Source organism: Streptococcus suis, from assembly GCF_024509555.1.
GTDB lineage: Bacteria > Bacillota > Bacilli > Lactobacillales > Streptococcaceae > Streptococcus > Streptococcus suis_AD.
Genome location: NZ_JAMWEL010000004.1, coordinates 63,420 through 84,073, shown reverse-complemented (window position 1 = coordinate 84,073; position 20,654 = coordinate 63,420). Strand labels below are relative to the sequence as shown.

General features: G+C 44.6%; 10 protein-coding genes. 5 read left to right on the top strand and 5 right to left on the bottom strand.

All coding sequences use genetic code 11. The annotated features are described in order from the left end of the window. Positions 1 to 190: 190 nt before the first annotated feature. On the bottom strand, positions 191 to 1,351 hold the full coding sequence (locus NF418_RS03040; protein ID WP_256778382.1) for a MalY/PatB family protein: 1,161 nt from the start codon (positions 1,349 to 1,351) through the stop codon (positions 191 to 193). 3 nt (positions 1,352 to 1,354) lie between these two features. Next, entirely contained in the window at positions 1,355 to 2,446 is a 1,092-nt protein-coding gene (locus NF418_RS03035; protein ID WP_256778381.1) for a cystathionine gamma-synthase, read from the bottom strand. Positions 2,447 to 3,031: 585 nt separating this feature from the next. Here NF418_RS03035 and NF418_RS03030 point away from each other — a divergent pair. The 5 genes from NF418_RS03030 to NF418_RS03010 all read left to right on the top strand — a co-directional run bounded on the left by NF418_RS03030 (position 3,032) and on the right by NF418_RS03010 (position 4,887). Beyond that, positions 3,032 to 3,181, top strand: coding sequence for a hypothetical protein (locus NF418_RS03030; protein WP_256778380.1), 150 nt, complete (start codon positions 3,032 to 3,034; stop codon positions 3,179 to 3,181). 9 nt (positions 3,182 to 3,190) lie between these two features. Continuing rightward, complete coding sequence (locus NF418_RS03025; RefSeq protein ID WP_256778379.1) at positions 3,191 to 3,442, top strand: hypothetical protein; 252 nt, start codon at positions 3,191 to 3,193, stop codon at positions 3,440 to 3,442. Between the two features lie 78 nt (positions 3,443 to 3,520). Further along, a complete protein-coding gene (locus tag NF418_RS03020) occupies positions 3,521 to 4,270 on the top strand; it encodes a tRNA1(Val) (adenine(37)-N6)-methyltransferase (protein WP_256778378.1) in 750 nt (249 codons plus the stop codon). After that, positions 4,260 to 4,514: a GIY-YIG nuclease family protein gene (locus NF418_RS03015; RefSeq protein ID WP_256778377.1), complete on the top strand. Its 255-nt coding sequence runs from the start codon at positions 4,260 to 4,262 to the stop codon at positions 4,512 to 4,514. Before NF418_RS03020 ends, NF418_RS03015 begins: the two co-directional genes overlap by 11 nt. Positions 4,515 to 4,518: 4 nt before the next feature. Next, positions 4,519 to 4,887: a potassium channel family protein gene (locus NF418_RS03010; protein WP_256778376.1), complete on the top strand. Its 369-nt coding sequence runs from the start codon at positions 4,519 to 4,521 to the stop codon at positions 4,885 to 4,887. 11 nt (positions 4,888 to 4,898) lie between these two features. Here the strand turns inward: NF418_RS03010 and NF418_RS03005 are convergent, their stop codons facing one another. The 3 genes from NF418_RS03005 to NF418_RS02995 all read right to left on the bottom strand — a co-directional run bounded on the left by NF418_RS03005 (position 4,899) and on the right by NF418_RS02995 (position 20,470). Continuing rightward, on the bottom strand, positions 4,899 to 5,510 hold the full coding sequence (locus NF418_RS03005; RefSeq protein WP_256778375.1) for an FMN-dependent NADH-azoreductase: 612 nt from the start codon (positions 5,508 to 5,510) through the stop codon (positions 4,899 to 4,901). Between the two features lie 121 nt (positions 5,511 to 5,631). Beyond that, a complete protein-coding gene (locus tag NF418_RS03000) occupies positions 5,632 to 6,039 on the bottom strand; it encodes a GNAT family N-acetyltransferase (RefSeq protein ID WP_256778374.1) in 408 nt (135 codons plus the stop codon). Between the two features lie 361 nt (positions 6,040 to 6,400). Then, entirely contained in the window at positions 6,401 to 20,470 is a 14,070-nt protein-coding gene (locus NF418_RS02995; protein ID WP_256778373.1) for a mucin-binding protein, read from the bottom strand. Positions 20,471 to 20,654 lie beyond the last annotated feature (184 nt).

The window sequence follows — 20,654 nt, the reverse complement described above, 5'->3', positions numbered from 1 at the left end:
GAGCTATCTTTTTCGATGACAAAGAAAAGGGTATTCTGACTTTTTGTCAGAACACCCTTTTATCGTAGTTTGAATTAAAAATAGGGAAAACTTATATTCTAGTGTCAGGATCCCATTCCCAGAATTGTTTTAGAATTCTAAAATTGATAAACTTAGATGTGTACTTTCTCTAATTCATATTACTATACATCTATCCAAACACTCTTGCGATTCGTTGACAGGCTTCTTTGATGGTTTCAAACGGTGCGGCTGCGTTGAGTCGGGCATGTTGGAGTCCTTCTTTTCCAAAGGTTTGTCCATCGTTTAGGACAACTTTTGCCTCCTCTCTTAGTTTTCGATGGATTTCAACATGTTCCACATCATAAGCTGAGAAGTCTAACCAAACCAGATAAGTCCCCTGTGGTTTCAAGACCTTTATCTTGGTATGATGGGTCAGATAGTCCGTCACAAAGTCGATGTTTTTCTCAAGAATTGTTTTCAATTCTGCTAACCAAGGTCGACCGTAGCGAAAGGCTGTTTCAGTCGTTATAAGACCAATCGCTGGAATTTCATGTTGGTTATTGACCAACTGTCTCCTCGTGAAAGCCTTTCTCAAGTCTGGATTTTCAATGATGGCAAAGCTATTTTTGGTACCAGCAATATTAAACGTCTTCGTGGCAGAAGATAGAATAATGGAAAAATCTTTAAAATCTGAGTCCACCGTATTGAAACTGTGGTGTTTATTTCCGTAAAGCGTAAGGTCTTGGTGAATTTCATCTGAAACCAACAATACCTTATGCTTACGACAAAGTTGGCCAATTTTTTCCACTTCTTCCTTGGTCCAAACACGACCACCTGGGTTATGGGGATTGCAGAAAATGTAGAGTTTCACTTCCTGTTCTACAAGGTCTCGTTCCAGCTGCTCAAAATCAATTTGGAACTGGCCATTTTCCACGCGCAAAGAATTGGTCACCAACTGACGATTGTTTAATTTTACCGTGCGGGCAAAGGGAGGATACACAGGCGTATTGATGAGGACGGCATCTCCCTCTTCAGTGAATGCCTGAATAGCGACTGAAAGCGCCGGCACCACTCCTTCAATTAAAACAATACTCTCTCTTCCAACCTCATAGCCGTGTTGGTCTTTTTCCCAGTCAATAATGGATTGATAGAGAGAATCACTAGCGTAGGGATAGCCGAAAATGTGTTGGTCCGCATACTGGCGAATGGCAGAGCGAATTTCGGGCAAGGGCTCAAAATCCATATCCGCAACCCAAAGTTGTAAGAGTTCTGGATCCTGCTCACTCGTCTTCCACTTCTCTGAATGGTGACCCAATCGATCAGGTCTTGTTGTAAAATCATACTGGGTCATCTCTTATCCCTCCAAGGCTATTTTTAAATCTGCAATCAAGTCTTCCGCATCCTCGATACCAATTGACAAACGAAGAAGATCATCTGTCAGTCCGTAAGAATGACGGGTTTCAGCTGGAATATCTGCGTGGGTCTGGGTAGCTGGATAGGTAATCAGGCTTTCCACTCCTCCCAAACTTTCTGCAAAGGTAAAGACCTCTAGGGTATTGAGAATGTGAGGAATGCGGCTTTCATCAAGAACTTTCACAGATATCATGCCCCCCTTGCCTGTATAATAAACCTGCTTGACTGCTGGGCTATTTTCCAAATAGGCTACAATTTTCTGTGCATTTTGTGTTGCTCGTTCCATGCGGAGAGAGAGGGTTTTCAGACCTCGCATGAGTAGGTAGGCATCCAATGGCGAAAGGGTTGGACCTGTTGTATTTTGGTCATAGAAGAGCTTGTCATAGAGGGCCTGGTCATTGGTCATGAGTACGCCTGCTAGGACATCATTATGCCCTGATAGATACTTGGTCGCTGAGTGTAAGACAACATCGGCACCAAGCAAGAGAGGATTTTGATAAATAGGACTATAAAAAGTGTTATCGACAATCACCTTGGCACCTTTGGCATGGGCGACAGCCGAAACCTTGGCAATGTCAAACTCTACCATGAGTGGATTGGTCGGTGTTTCGAGGAAAACATAGTCTGTCTGGTCTGTGATAGCAGCCAACAAGTCCTCTTCTGTGTTAGCATAGGTAAAACTAAAGCGCCCCAACTGCTCCTGCTCATTGAACCAACGGAAAGAGCCACCATACAAATCACGCGCCGCAACCACCTTACTGCCAATTGGGAAACTATTAAAGAGCAAGACCAGGGCAGCCATACCCGAGCTGGTCACGAGGGCATAGTCAGCCTTTTCAATCGCTGCCAAGGTCTTTTCCAAGCTAGCTCTGGTAGGATTTTTGGTCCGTGTATAGTCGAAGCCTGTTGATTGACCAAATTCTGGGTGTTGGTAGGTGGTTGAAAGGTGGATAGGGGAAATCAAGGCCCCTGTTTTTTCATCAGTATTGATGCCCGTATGCGCTAAAATCGTATCAATCTTGTAATCTGTCATATCCTCTACTCCAATCTAAGTCACTATCTAGTCTAGCATGAAATGAACGATTTGGTGTGAAAAACCTCAAAAAATGCTTATAGAAAAATAGGGAGCTTTGTTATAGTTTATCTTTATAACTAGACTAGGTTGGACTTACCAATAAATACTTTTAAACCTATACATTATTTGATATAATAAAAGAAGGAGAGGTGATTGTCATGAAATTCCAGTTTAACAAGCATTTCTATCGATATAGTGGCTTCTATTCTATGATTTTTTGGACTTGTTTTTTTCTGTCAGACTTTTTGCTAGAACCTTCCCAAACCCCTGCATGGTATAGCCTATTAGCCTGTCTGATTATTTTTATCAATGCCATTCGGGTATTTTTCTTCAAGGAAGAAAAGGAGCTCACTCGCATGGGCTACATCTTCTATATAGGATCAATCGTGGTGATTATTTATCTGAAATTCATTTTGGGTAAATAGATTGGAGACTCTTATGTTTAAAAACTTCAATTCAGCATTTTATCGGACTTGGGAATTTTACTTTTTCCTATTTTGTTTAGTGACCTTTAGTTTCGTAGTTATAAGGGGAATCTTTGGGGTGTTCGATTTTATTCAGCTTGCCTTGGGACTTTATGTCGGCTATCTGGCATTCTTTAAACCACGCAGCTGGATTAAAAAAACATGGCAGATTTATCTGACAATTGGATTGATTGCTAGTTGGACAATCATTTCCTTCTTTGTATTGTGAGGATTTTATATGTTTAAGGAATTTAATAAAGAATATTATCGGAGTTTGAATTTTTATTTAATGATATTGTTGTTGCTTGGTAGCATTGGAGAATGGTTGGACAGGGGGCCAACCTTCTGGCTTGGGCTCTTGCTTTTTGCTTCTGTCGGTACAGCCCGCAGTGCCTTTTGGTCTAAAGAATGGTTGTTGAGGGCAAATTGGCAAATCTATCTCTGTATCGCTTTCTTGCTTGTTGGGGCTTGGGTAGAATTTTTTGTTTAAGAGATGAGAGCGGGGTATTCGCTCTCTTTTCATTCAAAATACACAGTGATTTTCATTCAAAGATGGTATAATAAACCTATGCAAAATATTGAGTTATTAGACGGGGAGCGGATTGACCAGCTCTTCTCGACAGATGTTCAGATTATTCAAAATCGGGAGGTATTTAGCTACTCGATTGACAGCGTTCTTCTTTCGCAGTTTCCAAAAATGCCTGCTCAGAAGGGGCTGATTGTTGATCTTTGTAGCGGAAATGGGGCGGTGGGCCTCTTCGCCTCCACACGAACCAAGACCCAGATTATTCAGGTCGAATTACAGGAACGCTTGGCGGATATGAACCGCCGTTCCATTGCCCTCAACGGACTGGAGGAACAGGTTTCGGTCATCAATGACGACTTGGCAAATCTGCCCCAGTATGATTTGCGCTCCAAGGTTGATTTGATGCTCTGCAATCCTCCCTACTTCAAGGTAGATAAAGAGTCAAACCTCAATGAAAGCGAGCATTATCTCCTAGCCAGACACGAAATCGCGACCAACCTAAACAGCATTTGCCAGGTGGCCCAACAGGTGCTCAAGTCCAATGGTCGCTTGGCCATGGTCCACAGGCCCGACCGATTTTTAGATATTTTGGACACATTAAGAACCTACAAACTAGCTCCCAAACGCATCCAGTTTGTCTATCCCAAGGCCAGCAAGGAGGCCAATATGTTACTGATTGAGGCAATCAAGGACGGCTCGGTGGACGGGCTGCACATCCTGCCACCTCTGGTTGTCCATGAGGAAAATGGCGACTATACTCCTGCCATTCGTGAGATTTATTATGGAAAATAAGGCCTACTTGTATGTTTTGGAATGTGCCGACGGGAGTCTTTATACTGGTTATACTACTGATGTGGAGAAGCGGCTTGCTACCCATAATCGTGGGAAAGGGGCCAAGTACACCCGCGGACGCTTGCCTGTCAGCTTGCTCTATCAAGAAGCCTTTGCTAGTAAACAGGAAGCCATGTCCGCCGAGGCACTCTTTAAGAAACGCAGTCGGCAGAGTAAATTAGATTATATCGCAGAAAGAAAGTAGGAACATGCAGAATAAAAAACAAATCCTCCGCCTTCGCATCATTTGGCATATCTTGAGAGTGACTGGTTTTGCCACTTTTCTCACTTCCTTTTTCAGTTTTATCTTTCTAGCAGCTGGTTTGCTACTCTGGTTGGAGCCTAACTTTACTAGCTATGGGGACAGCCTTTGGTACAGCTTTGTGACAGCGACGACTGTTGGTTATGGAGATTTGCTGGTCACCACTGGTATTGGACGGATTATCAGCATTATTTTAGCTATTTACGGCATTCTCTTTTTGGGAAGCCTGTCAGGTCTGGTGGTCAGCTACTACACCGAGGTCAGCAAGCATTATTCTTTAGCAATCGAACAGGACAAGCAAAAAACTGGCTCTTAGGAACCAGTTTTTTAATAACTTTCCAAAATCTGATCAATTTTAGCCATTGCTTCTTCAAAAATAGCTTGAGCCTGACTTGGATCGGCAGATTGCCCTTCGATAAAGACCTGATGAATGTCTTGAAAGCCTAAAAATTCAAAGATAGACTTGATGTACTGGGCAGCTGGATCTTGACCTGCATAAACGCCACCATTGGACTGGATGTGCAGGAGCTTTTTGTCCTTGACCAAACCGATAGAGCCTTCTGGGCCATACTTAAAGGTCAGACCTGCTACATTGATGGTATTGACCCAAGATACCAACTGACTTGGCACATTGAGATTCCAGAGAGGATTGACGACAACAATCTTATCTGCTGCAAGAAATTGTTGGGTCAAGGCATTGTAGCGGTCCAACTGCTCCGCTTGCTCAGGGCTGATAACTTCGCCTTTTTTAGCTGCTCCCATAGCCGCTAACAAGGATTTGTCCAAGGCTGGAATCTGGTCTTCAAAGACATCCACTACTTCTATCTGATCTTCTGGGTGCAAACTGGCGTAACGAGTTTGAAACTCTTCCAAGGCCCGCAAGGCGTAGGACTTTTGTGCGTCGAGGGGGTGAGCCTTTACAATTAGTACAGTTGCCATTGTTCATCTCCTTTGTTACTAATTATTGATAATTATATTCTACTCTTTTTGATTTAAAATTCAAATCATCTGCTCAAAGCAAGAGGCTGGTCGACCAGCCTCTCCATTTCTAAATCGTTCCTTATTTTAAATAAGTATAGGCGACACAGTCCAATCTTTCAACAGCTGTAAAGCCAAGTGCCTCATAAAAAGTCCGTGTCTTCTCTGTATTGTCCGTCAGGAGATGAAGCTGATAAATACCCGGAAAGTGGGTAACGGCCTGCTCCAAAAGATGACGCCCAATCCCTTGTCGCTGATAGGGTGGCAGGACCAAGATGTCCTGAATAAAAACGATTGAATGCCCGTCACCAACCGCTCGCAAGAGACCAACTAGACGGCCACCGTCAAAGGCAGCGAGAACCAGTAGGCTATGTTCCAAGGCCTTCTCTAGCATTTCTGGATGGCTGGTATATCCTGTCCAGTCCACAGAAGCATAGAGGTCTAGGACTGCTTGAAAATCAAGTTGAGGATTTTGTCTGTAAGTAATCATGATGTTCTCCTTTGTATTATTTTTTTAGAATACAAAGGCTTTATCCATTGTCAAAATGCCCATGGTCAACCCTCCTGTTTTACTACTTCTAGTATAACAAAAAAAATATGATAAACTCATTTTTAATATTAAATTTTTACTCTAACGCACACTTAATAGCCACTCTATTTTGATTTTGTGACTTCAGTGATATTTCTCCTCCTCCAACCTCAAATAATTCGTACTCCTTTGCTAGCTGTAGTGCATAACTTTGTACTATTTTTGAAAACAATCAACACTATTGCAAACCAATCTAACAAAAGACATCCTCGTAAATGAGGATGTCTTGCATTTAGTCTTCTCCAAATTTTACCAAATTATATCAATCTTCACGGCGTTTTCTCAAGCCAATTTTTGTAGCTGTCAACATACTCAAACCTAGCAGGCTTAGTACACTGGAATCTATTTCTCCAGTATTTGGCAGAGCCTCAGACTTAGTAGCAGGCTGAACAACTGACGGCACAATTGGACTAGCCTTTGGAGGACTTGGTTTCGCTATGACTTTCGGTGCCTCTGATACGTAGCTTATTGGCGTATCAACTCCTGGATCAGTTGGGATTGGCGGGAGTTCATAGCCCTTGCTTGGATCATCTGGATCAACCGGAGGCAATGGGGTCACTCCGTCTGGACCAACTGGGATAAAGCCTGGAACATGTGGTAAAGTCGGAACTTCATCGCCTGGCTTGGTCGGATCCGTCGGATGATTTGGATACGGGATTGGAGTCACTGGTTGACCTGGAATGTTTGGTACCCATGAGCCGATTGGAACATAGACATAAGTGACTACTGTTCCAACTTCTACCATGGTTCCCGTCGCATTGCTTGGAACTTCTTTGAGAAGATAACCCTTGATAACCTTACCTTCACTGGTATAGCTATCGCCAACCTTACCTTCGGTGATAACTGGTGGAAGGAGGTCCTTGCCAGATTCATCTATGTATTTGACAGTGACGGTCGTGGACTTAGGTGCCTCTGGTACGTAGCTTATTGGCGTATCAACTCCTGGATCAGTTGGGATTGGTGGGAGTTCGCAGCCCTTGCTTGGATCATCGGGATCAACCGGAGGCAATGGGGTCACTCCGTCTGGACCGACTGGGATAAAGCCTGGAACATGTGGAAGGGTTGGAACTTCGTCGCCTGGCTTGGTCGGATCAGTTGGATGATTTGGATACGGGATTGGTATCACTGGTTGACCTGGAATGTTTGGTACCCATGAGCCGATTGGAACGTAGACATAAGTGACTATTGTTCCACCTTCTACCATGGTTCCCGTCGCATTGCTTGGAACTTCTTTGAGAAGATAACCCTTGATAACCTTACCTTCACTGGTATAGCTATCACCTACTTTACCTTCAAGCTGAGTTGACGGAATCAATTCCTTGCCAGACTCGTCCACATATTTCACAGTGACTGTCGTGGACTTAGGTGCCTCTGGAACGTAAGTAATCGGTGTATCAACTCCTGGATCCGTTGGAATTGGCGGAAGCTCGTAGCCCTTGCTTGGATCATCTGGATCAACCGGTGGCAATGGGGTCACTCCATCTGGACCAACTGGGATAAAACCTGGAACATGTGGAAGGGTTGGAACTTCGTCGCCTGGCTTGGTCGGATCAGTTGGATGATTTGGATACGGGATTGGCGTCACTGGTTGACCTGGAATATTTGGTACCCATGAGCCGATTGGAACATAGACATAAGTCACAACTGTTCCACCCTCAACCATTCTACCTGTCGCATTGTTTGGAACTTCTTTGAGAAGATAACCCTTGATAACCTTACCTTCACTGGTGTAGCTATCGCCTACTTTGCCTTCAAGCTGAGTTGACGGAATCAATTCCTTACCAGATTCATCCACGTATTTGACTGTGACAGTCGTGGACTTAGGCGCCTCTGGTACGTAGCTTATTGGCGTATCAACTCCTGGATCCGTTGGGATTGGTGGGAGTTCATAACCCTTGCTTGGATCATCTGGATCAACCGGTGGCAATGGGGTCACTCCGTCTGGGCCAACTGGGATAAAGCCTGGAACATGTGGAAGGGTTGGAACTTCATCGCCTGGCTTAGTCGGATCAGTAGGATGATTTGGATACGGGATTGGCGTCACTGGTTGACCTGGAATGTTTGGTACCCATGAGCCGATTGGAACATAGACATAAGTCACAACTGTTCCACCTTCTACCATGGTTCCCGTCGCATTGCTTGGAACTTCTTTGAGAAGATAACCCTCGATAACCTTACCTTCGCTGGTGTAACTATCACCAACCTTACCTTCTGTGACAATTGGTGGAAGGAGGTCCTTGCCAGACTCGTCCACATATTTCACAGTGACAGTCGTGGACTTAGGTGCCTCTGGTACGTAGTTTATCGGCGTATCAACTCCTGGATCCGTTGGAATTGGTGGGAGTTCGTAGCCCTTGCTTGGATCATCTGGATCAACCGGTGGCAATGGGGTCACTCCGTCTGGACCGACTGGGATAAAACCTGGTACATGTGGAAGGGTTGGAACTTCGTCTCCTGGTTTGGTCGGATCAGTAGGATGATTTGGATACGGGATTGGCGTCACTGGGTGACCTGGAATGTTTGGTACCCATGAGCCGATTGGAACATAGACATAGGTGACTACTGTTCCACCTTCTACCATAGTTCCCGTCGCATTACTTGGAACCTCTTTGAGAAGATAACCCTTGATAACCTTACCTTCACTGGTATAGCTATCGCCAACCTTACCTTCGGTGATAACTGGTGGAAGGAGATCCTTACCTGATTCATCTACGTATTTGACTGTGACGGTCGTGGACTTAGGTGCCTCTGGTACGTAGTTTATCGGCGTATCAACTCCTGGATCCGTTGGAATTGGTGGGAGTTCATAACCCTTGCTTGGATCATCTGGATCAACCGGTGGCAATGGGGTCACTCCGTCTGGACCGACCGGGATAAAGCCTGGAACATGTGGTAAAGTCGGAACTTCGTCTCCTGGCTTGGTCGGATCCGTCGGATGATTTGGATACGGGATTGGCGTCACTGGTTGACCTGGAATGTTTGGTACCCATGAGCCGATTGGAACATAGACATAAGTGACTACTGTTCCACCTTCTACCATGGTTCCCGTCGCATTGCTTGGAACTTCTTTGAGAAGATAACCCTTGATAACCTTACCTTCGCTAGTGTAACTATCACCAACCTTACCTTCGGTGATAACTGGTGGAAGGAGATCCTTACCAGATTCATCCACGTATTTGACAGAGACAGTCGTGGACTTAGGCGCCTCTGGTACGTAGCTTATTGGCGTATCAACTCCTGGATCCGTTGGAATTGGTGGGAGTTCGTAGCCCTTGCTTGGATCATCTGGATCAACCGGTGGCAACGGTGTCACTCCGTCTGGACCGACTGGGATAAAGCCTGGAACATGTGGAAGGGTTGGAACTTCGTCGCCTGGCTTGGTCGGATCAGTAGGATGATTTGGATACGGGATTGGAGTCACTGGTTGACCTGGAATGTTTGGTACCCATGAGCCGATTTCTCGATAAACCACTGTTATCGTTTGATCATTGTCATTGGCTGTGATAGTCAAGGCAGGCACCACCGAGGTATCCGTAATATATCCTTTGATTACTGGTGAGTCAACTGCTGGTACCGTTTTACTTTCTGACCATTCACCGTAGGTTACGCTACCTGTCACAATGTTAACTTTGGCTGTTCGTTGGAAATTAACAACTTGTTTAACAATTCTTGGGCTACCATCTTCAGCCAATACTGAGGTTTCATTCTCGTATTTATAAAGAATTGTTCGAATTACTGTCTTGTTTAGGTCATTTTCCTTCAAGCCATCTGGCCATTTCGGTCCGTCTGGATTGTTCGGATCCACTGGCGTGCCTGGGGTCTGTGGAGTATCTGGGGTGATAGAAACAACCTTAGCTCTCACAACGACAGTGAAGGTCTGAGGGGTATCCTTATCTGTGTCAAATACTTGTCCACCTTCCTTGGTGAAGCCATCTGTCACGACTTCATAACCTTGGTTGGTCAATTCGGTAATACGAGCTGTGGTGGTGTAGTTAATTGGCTCACCTGACTTACCGGTCACTTCATCAATGCCACCCAACTGCTGACCATTCTCATCTTGATAGGTGATGGTCGCTTTCTGAACATCCTTGACATAGGTCACAACAATTTCAGTATCTAGGGCAGTCGCTGGGACATCTTGAACAGCTTCCACACTTGCCTTGTCTGGGGTGTAACCTGCAATAGCTGGCGTATCTACCTTATCGAAGTCGTCATCGGTTGAAGTCCAGTTGCCATAAGTCACTTCTTTAGTCACTAGGTTAACAGTCGCAGTACGCTTGTAGGTCAGAGTTTCGACTACATCTGGCTGTGCTTCAGAGCCATCTTCGTATTGGTACTTGATGGTCCGTGTCACTGTTTGATTGAGGTCACTTTCCTTCAAGCCATCTGGCCATTTCGGTCCGTCTGGATTATTCGGATCCACTGGCGTACCTGGGGTCTGTGGAGTATCTGGGGTGATAGAGACAACCTTAGCTTTCACAATGACAGTGAAGGTCTGAGGGGTATCCTTATCTGTATCAAATACTTGTCCACCTTCCTTGGTGAAGCCATCTGTCACGACTTCATAACCTTGGTTAGTCAATTCAGTAATACGAGCTGTGGTGGTGTAGTTAATTGGCTCACCTGACTTACCGGTCACTTCATCAATGCCACCCAACTGCTGACCATTCTCATCTTGATAGGTGATGGTCGCTTTCTGACCATCTTTGACATAGGTCACAACAATTTCAGTATCTAGGGTAGTCGCTGGGACATCCAATATAGCTTCCACACTTGTCTTGTCTGGGGTGTAACCTGCAATAGCTGGCGTATCTACCTTATCGAAGTCGTCATCGCTTGAAGTCCAGTTGCCATAAGTCACTTCTTTAGTCACTAGGTTAACAGTCGCAGTACGCTTGTAGGTCAGAGTTTCGACTACATCTGGCTGTGCTTCAGAGCCATCTTCGTATTGGTACTTGATGGTCCGTGTCACTGTTTGATTGAGGTCACTTTCCTTCAAGCCATCTGGCCATTTCGGTCCGTCCGGATTATTCGGATCCACTGGTGTGCCTGGTGTCTGTGGAGTATCTGGGGTGATAGAGACAACCTTAGCTTTCACAATGACAGTGAAGGTCTGAGGGGTATCCTTATCTGTATCAAATACTTGTCCACCTTCCTTGGTGAAGCCATCTGTCACGACTTCATAACCTTGGTTAGTCAATTCAGTAATACGAGCTGTGGTGGTGTAGTTAATTGGCTCACCTGACTTACCGGTCACTTCATCAATGCCACCCAACTGCTGACCATTCTCATCTTGATAGGTGATGGTCGCTTTCTGACCATCTTTGACATAGGTCACAACAATTTCAGTATCTAGGGCAGTCGCTGGGACATCCAATATAGCTTCCACACTTGTCTTGTCTGGGGTGTAACCTGCAATAGCTGGCGTATCTACCTTATCGAAGTCGTCATCGGTTGAAGTCCAGTTGCCATAAGTCACTTCTTTAGTCACTAGGTTAACAGTCGCAGTACGCTTGTAGGTCAGAGTTTCGACTACATCTGGCTGTGCTTCAGAGCCATCTTCGTATTGGTACTTGATGGTCCGTGTCACTGTTTGATTGAGGTCACTTTCCTTCAAGCCATCTGGCCATTTCGGTCCGTCTGGATTAGTCGGATCCACTGGCGTACCTGGGGTCTGCGGATTATCTGGGGTGGTTGTAACAACCTTCTCTCTAAACACAACTGTGTAAACCTGTGAACTTGTTGTATCACGGTCAAATGTCGCATTCGTTGGGAAGTTGTCTTGTACCAACTCATAGCCACGTTCTTCAATCAAGGCAATGGTTTCTGCTGTGCTGTAATCGATCGGCTCGCCTGACTTACCTTTTACTTCATCAGCTGGAGAGAGAACCTTATTACTGCCTTCTTCCAAGTATTGGATGACTGCCTTCTGTTCGAGGGCCTTGTAAGTAATGACAGTTGGCTGAGTTGGGTCAGTCGGTACTGGTGGGATGTAGTTTCCATCTGGATCCTTAGGCAATTCATTTCCATCTGGTCCAACTGGGACATAGCCATCCACTTTCGGAATTGCTGGGGTCGGAGTTGGATCCGCCGGCTTAGTTGGGTCGGTCGGATGGTTGTCGTAAGGAATTGGTGGAACTGGGTCTGTACCTGGTGGAGGTGTGATAGTCCAAGAACTGAGAGCCTTGTAAACAACAATCTCATCCACATTATCTGTCGTAGCACTTGCTTCAATGGCTTCTACCGTTGCACTTGGTGTTACTGCCTGGCTATTTCTAGTTGCGGTGACAGCCACATAACCAGTCACCAATGGTAGAGCCTGGCCTTCCAGAGTCGAATCATTATCCTTAGCTACCCAATCCGTGTAGGTCACTTGTTTGGTCACGTGGTTGTAGCTACCAGTCCGTTCGAAGGTGACTGAATTGGTCTTGGTTTCAGTAGTCGGAGCTGGTTGACCATCGACAGTATCCAGTTTGTAAGCTACTGTACGAGTGATGGTCTTGGTCACTTCTTCCCAACGTGGTCCGTCTGGATTAGTCGGATCGACTGGCGTGCCTGGGGTCTGTGGATTATCTGGGGTGGTTGTGACAACCTTCTCTCTAAACACAACTGTGTAAACCTGTGGACTGGTTGTATCACGGTCAAATGTCGCATTCGTTGGGAAGTTGTCTTGCACCAATTCATAGCCACGTTCCTTAATCAAGGCAATGGTATCTGCTGTGCTGTATACAATTGGTTGATCTGCTAGACCAGTTACTTCATCAGCTGGAGAGAGAACCTTATTGCTGCCTTCTTCCAAGTATTGGATGACTGCCTTCTGTTCAAGGGCCTTGTAAGTAATGACTGTTGGCTGAGTTGGGTCGGTCGGTATTGGTGGGATGTAGTTACCATCTGGATCCTTAGGCAATTCATTTCCATCTGGTCCAACTGGGACATAGCCATCCACTTTCGGAATTGCTGGGGTCGGAGTTGGATCCGCTGGCTTGGTTGGATCGGTCGGATGGTTGCCGTAAGGAATTGGTGGAACTGGGTCTGTACCTGGTGGAGGTGTGATGGTCCAAGAACTGAGGGCCTTGTAAACGACAATCTCATCCACATTATCAGTCGTAGCACTTGCTTCAATGGCTTCTGCCGTTGCGCTTGGTGATACTGCCTGGCTATTTCTAGTTGCGGTGACAGCCACATAACCAGTCACCAATGGTAGAGCCTGGCCTTCCAGAGTCGAATCGCCATCCTTAGCCACCCAATCCGTGTAGGTCACTTGCTTGGTCACATGGTTGTAGCTACCAGTCCGTTCAAAGGTGACTGAATTGGTCTTGGTTTCGGTAGTCGGAGCTGGTTGACCATCGACAGTATCCAATTTGTAAGCTACTGTACGAGTGATGGTCTTAGTCACTTCTTCCCAAACTGGTCCGTCTGGATTATTCGGATCCACTGGCGTACCTGGGGTCTGTGGATTATCTGGAGTGGTTGTGACAACCTTCTCTCTAAACACAACTGTGTAAACCTGTGGACTGGTTGTATCACGGTCATATGTCGCATTAGTTGGGAAGTTGTCTTGAACCAACTCATAGCCACGTTCCTCAATCAAGGCAATGGTTTCTGCTGTGCTGTAATCGATCGGCTCGCCTGACTTACCTTTTACTTCATCAGCTGGAGAAAGTACCTTGTTACTGCCTTCTTCCAAGTATTGGATGACTGCCTTCTGTTCAAGGGCCTTGTAAGTAATAACTGTTGGCTGTGTTGGGTCAGTCGGTACTGGTGGGATGTAGTTACCATCTGGATCCTTAGGCAATTCATTTCCATCTGGTCCAACTGGGACATAGCCATCCACTTTCGGAATTGCTGGGGTCGGAGTTGGATCCGCCGGCTTGGTTGGGTCGGTCGGATGGTTGTCGTAAGGAATTGGTGGAACTGGGTCTGTACCTGGTGGAGGAGTGATAGTCCAAGAGCTGAGGGCCTTGTAAACGACAATCTCATCCACATTATCTGTCGTAGCACTTGCTTCAATGGCTTCTGCCGTTGCGCTTGGTGATACTGCCTGGCTATTTCTAGTTGCGGTAACAGCCACATAACCAGTCACCAATGGTAGTGTCTGGCCTTCCAGAGTCGAATCGCCATCCTTAGCTACCCAATCCGTGTAGGTCACTTGCTTGGTCACATGGTTGTAGCTACCAGTCCGTTCGAAGGTGACTGAATTGGTCTTGGCTTCAGTAGTCGGAGCTGGTTGACCATCGACAGTGTCCAGTTTGTAAGCTACTGTACGAGTGATGGTCTTGGTCACTTCTTCCCAACGTGGTCCGTCTGGATTAGTCGGATCCACTGGCGTACCTGGGGTCTGTGGATTATCTGGGGTGGTTGTAGTCGTTTTTTGAACCAACTCAAATATAAACTCTTGAGGCACATCTTTTTCTGTATCGTACAGGGTCGTAGGACTATAAGCCTGCTTATTGCTTACTTGGTAGCCAGATTTTTCATATAAGTTCACTAGAGGAGTGACATCATAACCAATCTCCTCGTTAGATTTGCCAGAGAGTGTGATGGTATTTAATTCATTCCTAGCTTGTGGATTTGTTACATCAACAAAGCGAATAATTGCCTCTTGTTTATCTTTTTGATAAGTAACAACTTCCACAATATCTGGAGCTTCTGCCTCAACAGTACGAGGGTTTTCAGTGACCGTCGCCTCAGCTACAAGGGAATCTGAGGTGGCCCCTTTGATAGAATAACCTGCTATGGTTGGCAATGGATTTCCTGCTAATTCCTTGTCACTATTAACCGCCTCCCAAGAGCCTAGGTTAACCGCCCCTGTTACCAAATTAACTGTAGCAGTTCGTGTAAAGCTAACTGTATCTTCAAATATAGACGACACTGGTGCTCCCGCTTCATCTACATAAGAAATTGTCCGCTTCACTTCATCTTTGGTTACAATTCCATTAACTGAATCTGGCCACTTCGGTCCATCTGGATTATTCGGATCGACTGGCGTACCTGGTGTTGGTGGATTTGATGGATCCACAGGAACTACTCTTTCCGTCAAATGGTAAATAAACTCATCATGACTATTTGGATCTGGAGAGAACAAACCTTCCTTGTCATAATTTGAAATATCACTGACTTCATAGCCTTGCTGTCTAAATTCTTCAATAATCGCTGATGTATCAACTGTAAATTTATCACCTGTTTTACCAGTCAACGGAATCTCTTTGACAAGTACTTCTTGACTAGGATCTGTTACATTGATAAAGCTAATTTTACCAAGCTGTGCATCCGGAGTATATACAACAATCTCCGTAATATTATTATCAAGATGAGTGACCGTTTTATTGCGTGTAGTTGAAAGTGGCAAGACTTCCTCATCATTTGCAGTCGCCTTAGTTGCAGTGTAGCCTAGTACATCTGGTAAAGCATGACCCTCTAAAGTCGCATCGCCATCCTTAGCTACCCAATTCGAATAGGTAATCTGATTGCTTACAAAATTATACGTACCAGTGCGTTCAAAGGTAACGGTATTGGTCTGACTGCTGGTTCCTGGTGCTTCTGGTCCATCAACTGTGTTCAATTTATAGGAAACTGTACGAGTGATGGTCTTGGTTACTTCCTCCCAACGAGGACTATCTGGATTGTTTGGATCCGCTTGATCACCAGGAGTCTTCGGTTGATCTGGAGTTGTGACAATTGTCTTAGGACGGAATAAAATATCCCAGTTCTGAACTCTCGCAGTATCCGTATCAAAACTCTTATTCGCTTCGTTTGTGAATCCATCCTCAACCAGTTCATAGCCACGCGCTATGATTTCAGCAATTTTGGCATCTGTTGTATAAGTAATTGGTGCAGAAGAGTAACCAATCTCCTGTTCTTTAGCCAACTCTGGTCCATCAACGACCCTGTATGTAAATGTCGCTAATTGCTTATCATGTTCACGATAGACAATCGTAATGGTTTCATCCACTGCCTCAGCAGGAACATCTCTGCGCTCCGCCACCTTATCTTGACTTGCTGTATAATTCGGAATGTCTGGAGAAGTTACCTCTGGGAAATCATTATCCGTAGATTCCCAAGGACTGTAGGAAATTTCCCCTGTCAATGGGTTTGCTGTTGCAGTACGTGTATATTGAAGTACCTTTTCAACACTAGTACTTGCTTCACGACCATCTGCATAAACATAACGAATGGTCCGCTTAACCGTTTCTCTCAACTCATCCTCAGGGACATCAATTACCTTAGGTACATAGGTAGTGGATACTTTTGTACCGTTGACATCCGCAATCGTAATGGTAACACCATTGGCTAGTCCAACAAAATCTGGCTCTGGGGTAAAGGTAATCGTGCCATCACCATTCAAGAGATATTCACCCTCACCAGCCACTTGCACACGGTCTACTTCCTGACCTTGTTGATTGATAAGTTTGCGACTAGCAGGATTTAAGGCCACAACTTCTGTAGCTGAATCATATACCTTATCACCATTCAAATCAATTTGCCCAGCAGTAAAGAAGTCACTCCTAGAAGTCTGCTCAGCTCCTTTTAAGCCGTAAGTCTTATCTGGATCAGCAATTGGGCGAACTTCAATGACATTTGGTGAGTAAGTTGTTACAACCGTACTACCATTACTATCTGCTTGACGAACATTAACTGGGGTCGGACTGCCATAGTAATTCGGTAACGGTGTAAAGGTGATACTACCATCCGGATTTAAGACATAGCTACCCTGATTAGGTACTTCTACCCTTGTAGCTGGCTGACCACTTGCATCAAGCAAGGTCAAGCTACTTGGTACCAATTCACCTACACCATCAATCGTAGTACCTTTAGCAAAAGTCGGACGACCAGTCTGCTCTTTTCCTTGCAAACCAACAGAAGTCGCAGCAACTGCTGATGGACTCAGTGGCGTAATTGTAGGGGTGTAGGTAGCTGTTGCAGCAGAGCCATTGACATCCTTGGCTTGTACAGTTACAGGCAATAAACTACCAATATAGCGCTTCCCTTCATCGTTTGGTGTATAAGTAACTGTACCATCCGTACTAGAAATCCTATACTCACCTACAGCTGTACGGACACCATTAACCATGGCATAGGCAGTTGTAGCATCAACAGGATTAGAGCCTTCATCCAATAATTTCGTTGTATTTGGATCCATAGGGACTTGAGCACCTGTGGAAATTGTTCCAGGAACGAAAGTTGGTCTTCCTGTCTGGACAGCACCTTGGACAGCACTCGAAGTCGCATCAACTCCACTAGGAACAACAGCAACCACATGAGGAATATAGCGACCATCCATAGTATTGGTCTGTTCTGAAATATTCGCAATTCCATGAACATCCGTAGTCGCCGTCCAACCTGTTGTATAGGCTGCCGTACCAGCCTTATCTACTACTGTTCCTGTCCGGCGAATAGTGATACCCTTAGCCTGTTTGACAATACTGCCATCCGTCCGTTTGGTGACAAAATTCACCTCCGGAATAAATTCAACATCTACATTCTTGCCATTAGCAGTTATCTTATACCTACCCTCTCCTGGCACAACATAATAACCATCAACTAACTCACTATCCTGTACTAATTGACCGTCTTCTTTGACGATTGAAGGAGGGATTGTTTCATCGATTTTTGCAGCTGTACTTTCGTAAGCATTCCTGCCATAAGCAAAAAATTCTACAGTAGCTCTCTGGGTTTCCCCTTGGCTAGCAGTGGTTTCTTTTTTAGTACCGCGCGGTGGGTGGGTTAATTGAACTTGGAAGTCCTCCACCTCACCAGACAAGGCTGTCAAATGTGGGGTTAAAATATCATTTCTATCAACCGCTATACGGACACGAACACCTAACTTCGTTAAGTCTGTATCCGTAATTTGTGGAATTCCAGTAAAGTTTAAGGTATAGGTTTTAGCCGATGTTACTTCGACCACTCCAGACGCTTCTCCATCATCGAAAATTCCATTGTTATTAAAATCAATCCATCCCTGCATATGCGCTTTGGGATTGCCATTGGCAGAAGCCTGTAATTTCAGTTCATAGCTACCATTAGAAGAATGGTGAAGGGTGTAATTATTGTTATTCTTCGCCGCGTCACTTGCCCCCAAGAGCTGAATAGGTCCTTCATCCCACTGGTTGATTAACTCATCACGATACCAAGGTGCTGCATCTGCTGGTATAGCCTCTGGCACAAAATCCAAATCAGCCATAACTGTTCCAAGGAATGGGTTCTTATCCGCAACATTAAGGTTGAGGGCATGCTTCCCTTCGCCGTAAGAGGCTGGAGCATCCCCTTCATCATAGACCATAACCCCAATCATAGCAGACTGTCTACCCAATGAAGTAATAAACATCCCTACTTCTGAAGCATTTTTAGTGAGCACGATGGGGGTCGAATATTCCTCATGCGGAGCTACTTTAGATTTCATTCGGTTGGTTACTGGACCAAAAACCTTAGTCCCTAAGCCATCTACGATAGTCATACTTCCTTCTGATATTGTCTGACCAGCAGTTGCGATTGATTCTGGAGTACCAACATTGACATAGTCTACTGCATTGAAACGTGCCGCCCAGTTATTAGGAAAAGTTACATTTTCAAATCTATTTGTGTCGTGGAAATAGCCAGTCGTAACAGGACTATAGGATGACAAGGTCAAATTATTAGAGAGTTCGCCTAAGAGTTCAAAATTTTCTCCGTTTGTTGTGAAAATGACAAGTTCTTCCCGCTTAGCTTCCTCTGATTCCATCAAAACAAAGTTGATTGGGACAGATTTTCCTAGATAGGTTGCTGAACCTCGGAAGATCACCCCTACATTTCCTCCATTCTTGTTGGATTGGAGAGTCACAGCTTTTTCACCAAAGTTCAGACCTTGTCTTGCTGCTTGCGACCAAGTTGGATCTTGCTTCACCGCAATAATTTCGGCCTGCTCACCAGTTTCAATGACATGGTTTTTCCGATTCGCATTGAAATACTGCTCACGATCTGTTCCAGCAATCCGCTCTTTATAGATTTCAGTTGCTTCGAAAGGTTTTAAGCCAATGACTTCCAACGTCACTTCATATCCTGGAGCAATGACTTTCTTGAATTTTGTACCAATTCGAAGCGAAGGAGCTAATTTATTACCGTCAGCTTGGTTTGGAGCTGTACCCGTTCCTGAAATCGTACTGGCATCCGAAAAATCAATCCAGGTAATCTGGTTAAGCAACTTATCCCTACTAAAACCTTGATAATTTTTGAAATTTTGATTACCTGAAAAAGCAGTTCGGTTCTCCCCAGGAATAGCCCTAAAACCACTTGTCCCTTCCGCATTGCCACTAGCTGTAACGGTCGTTTCTGTCAGCGGATTATCCTTCTCATCTTTTTTCCGAGTTACAGCAAACGAAAGAATGTTAGTTTCATTTTCTTCTACGACTTTAGTTATGACATTTGGCTGACCATCTGCAAGACTATATCCTGAATCTAGCTTGTCTGCAGTGACAGTTACTTCCGTCTTTGCTACTTCATCAGTAGTCGTTACAGAAACATAGCCTACTTGACCAAGCTTCTTCTCTTCACCTGTTTCCACATCGGTTTGAACAACCTTATATGGAATATGTACTGTCCGTTCTATGACTGACTTAGCTTGAACTTCAGGAGCTTCTGCAAATGGTTGAGCGTCTGAGATAGCGCTTTCATTTTCTACTACTGTAGAAGTACTTGAATCTTTTACGACTTCCTGATTAGAAGCCGATTCTGGGTTTTGCTTAGCCTCATCACTATCTATTTTCTCAATGCGGAAGGTAATAAGATTATCCACACCTTCAAGAATATCTACAGTCTGCTGAGCATCCTGGTCTACTACCAGACGATAGCCCTCTGGTAATGTAGAACCTTGTACCAGCCTATAGCTAGCTTGTTGATCGACAGTTGCCACCTCTATGGATAAGGTTTCTGATGAAATTACCTCATTCACAGGGTCAATATAGCGGACAGTATAGGAAATTACAGCTTGTCTAGATAAAACCTCTTCTTCCACAGGGTGATTTGGGTCCGACTGGACTTCTTCACTTTGCAAAACATCAGCAGGTTGAATTTGGTCCGTGACCACTTCTTCTTTTACATCTTCACTAACAGGAAAAATTGACGATGTTTCAGGCGAAACTTCTTCTGAAAGTGGCAAGCCATCTGATCTTCCTTCACTCACAACAACTTCCTGCCCAAGAGGAGAAACAAGTATTTCCTCGCTAGCACTTACCTTAGTCCCATTACCAAGAACCAGCGATATACCTAAAAGTATGCTGGCAGCGCCAAAATGAAATTTTCTGATTGAAAATCTCTGTCGGCTTGTATACCAATCAAATCCTTTATTGTTCTTATTCATAAAATACCCCACTTTCTATATATATCAATATAAAAACAACAATAATATTTTATCAATTTATCGATATAATTTCAAGTAAGTTTGTGTAAGTATTAGCAAATCTAATATTCTATAAGCTTAGCTTATAGAATAATTCCGTAACTTCGAATTATATTCTCAAAATTGTTTTATGAATATAGGGAAT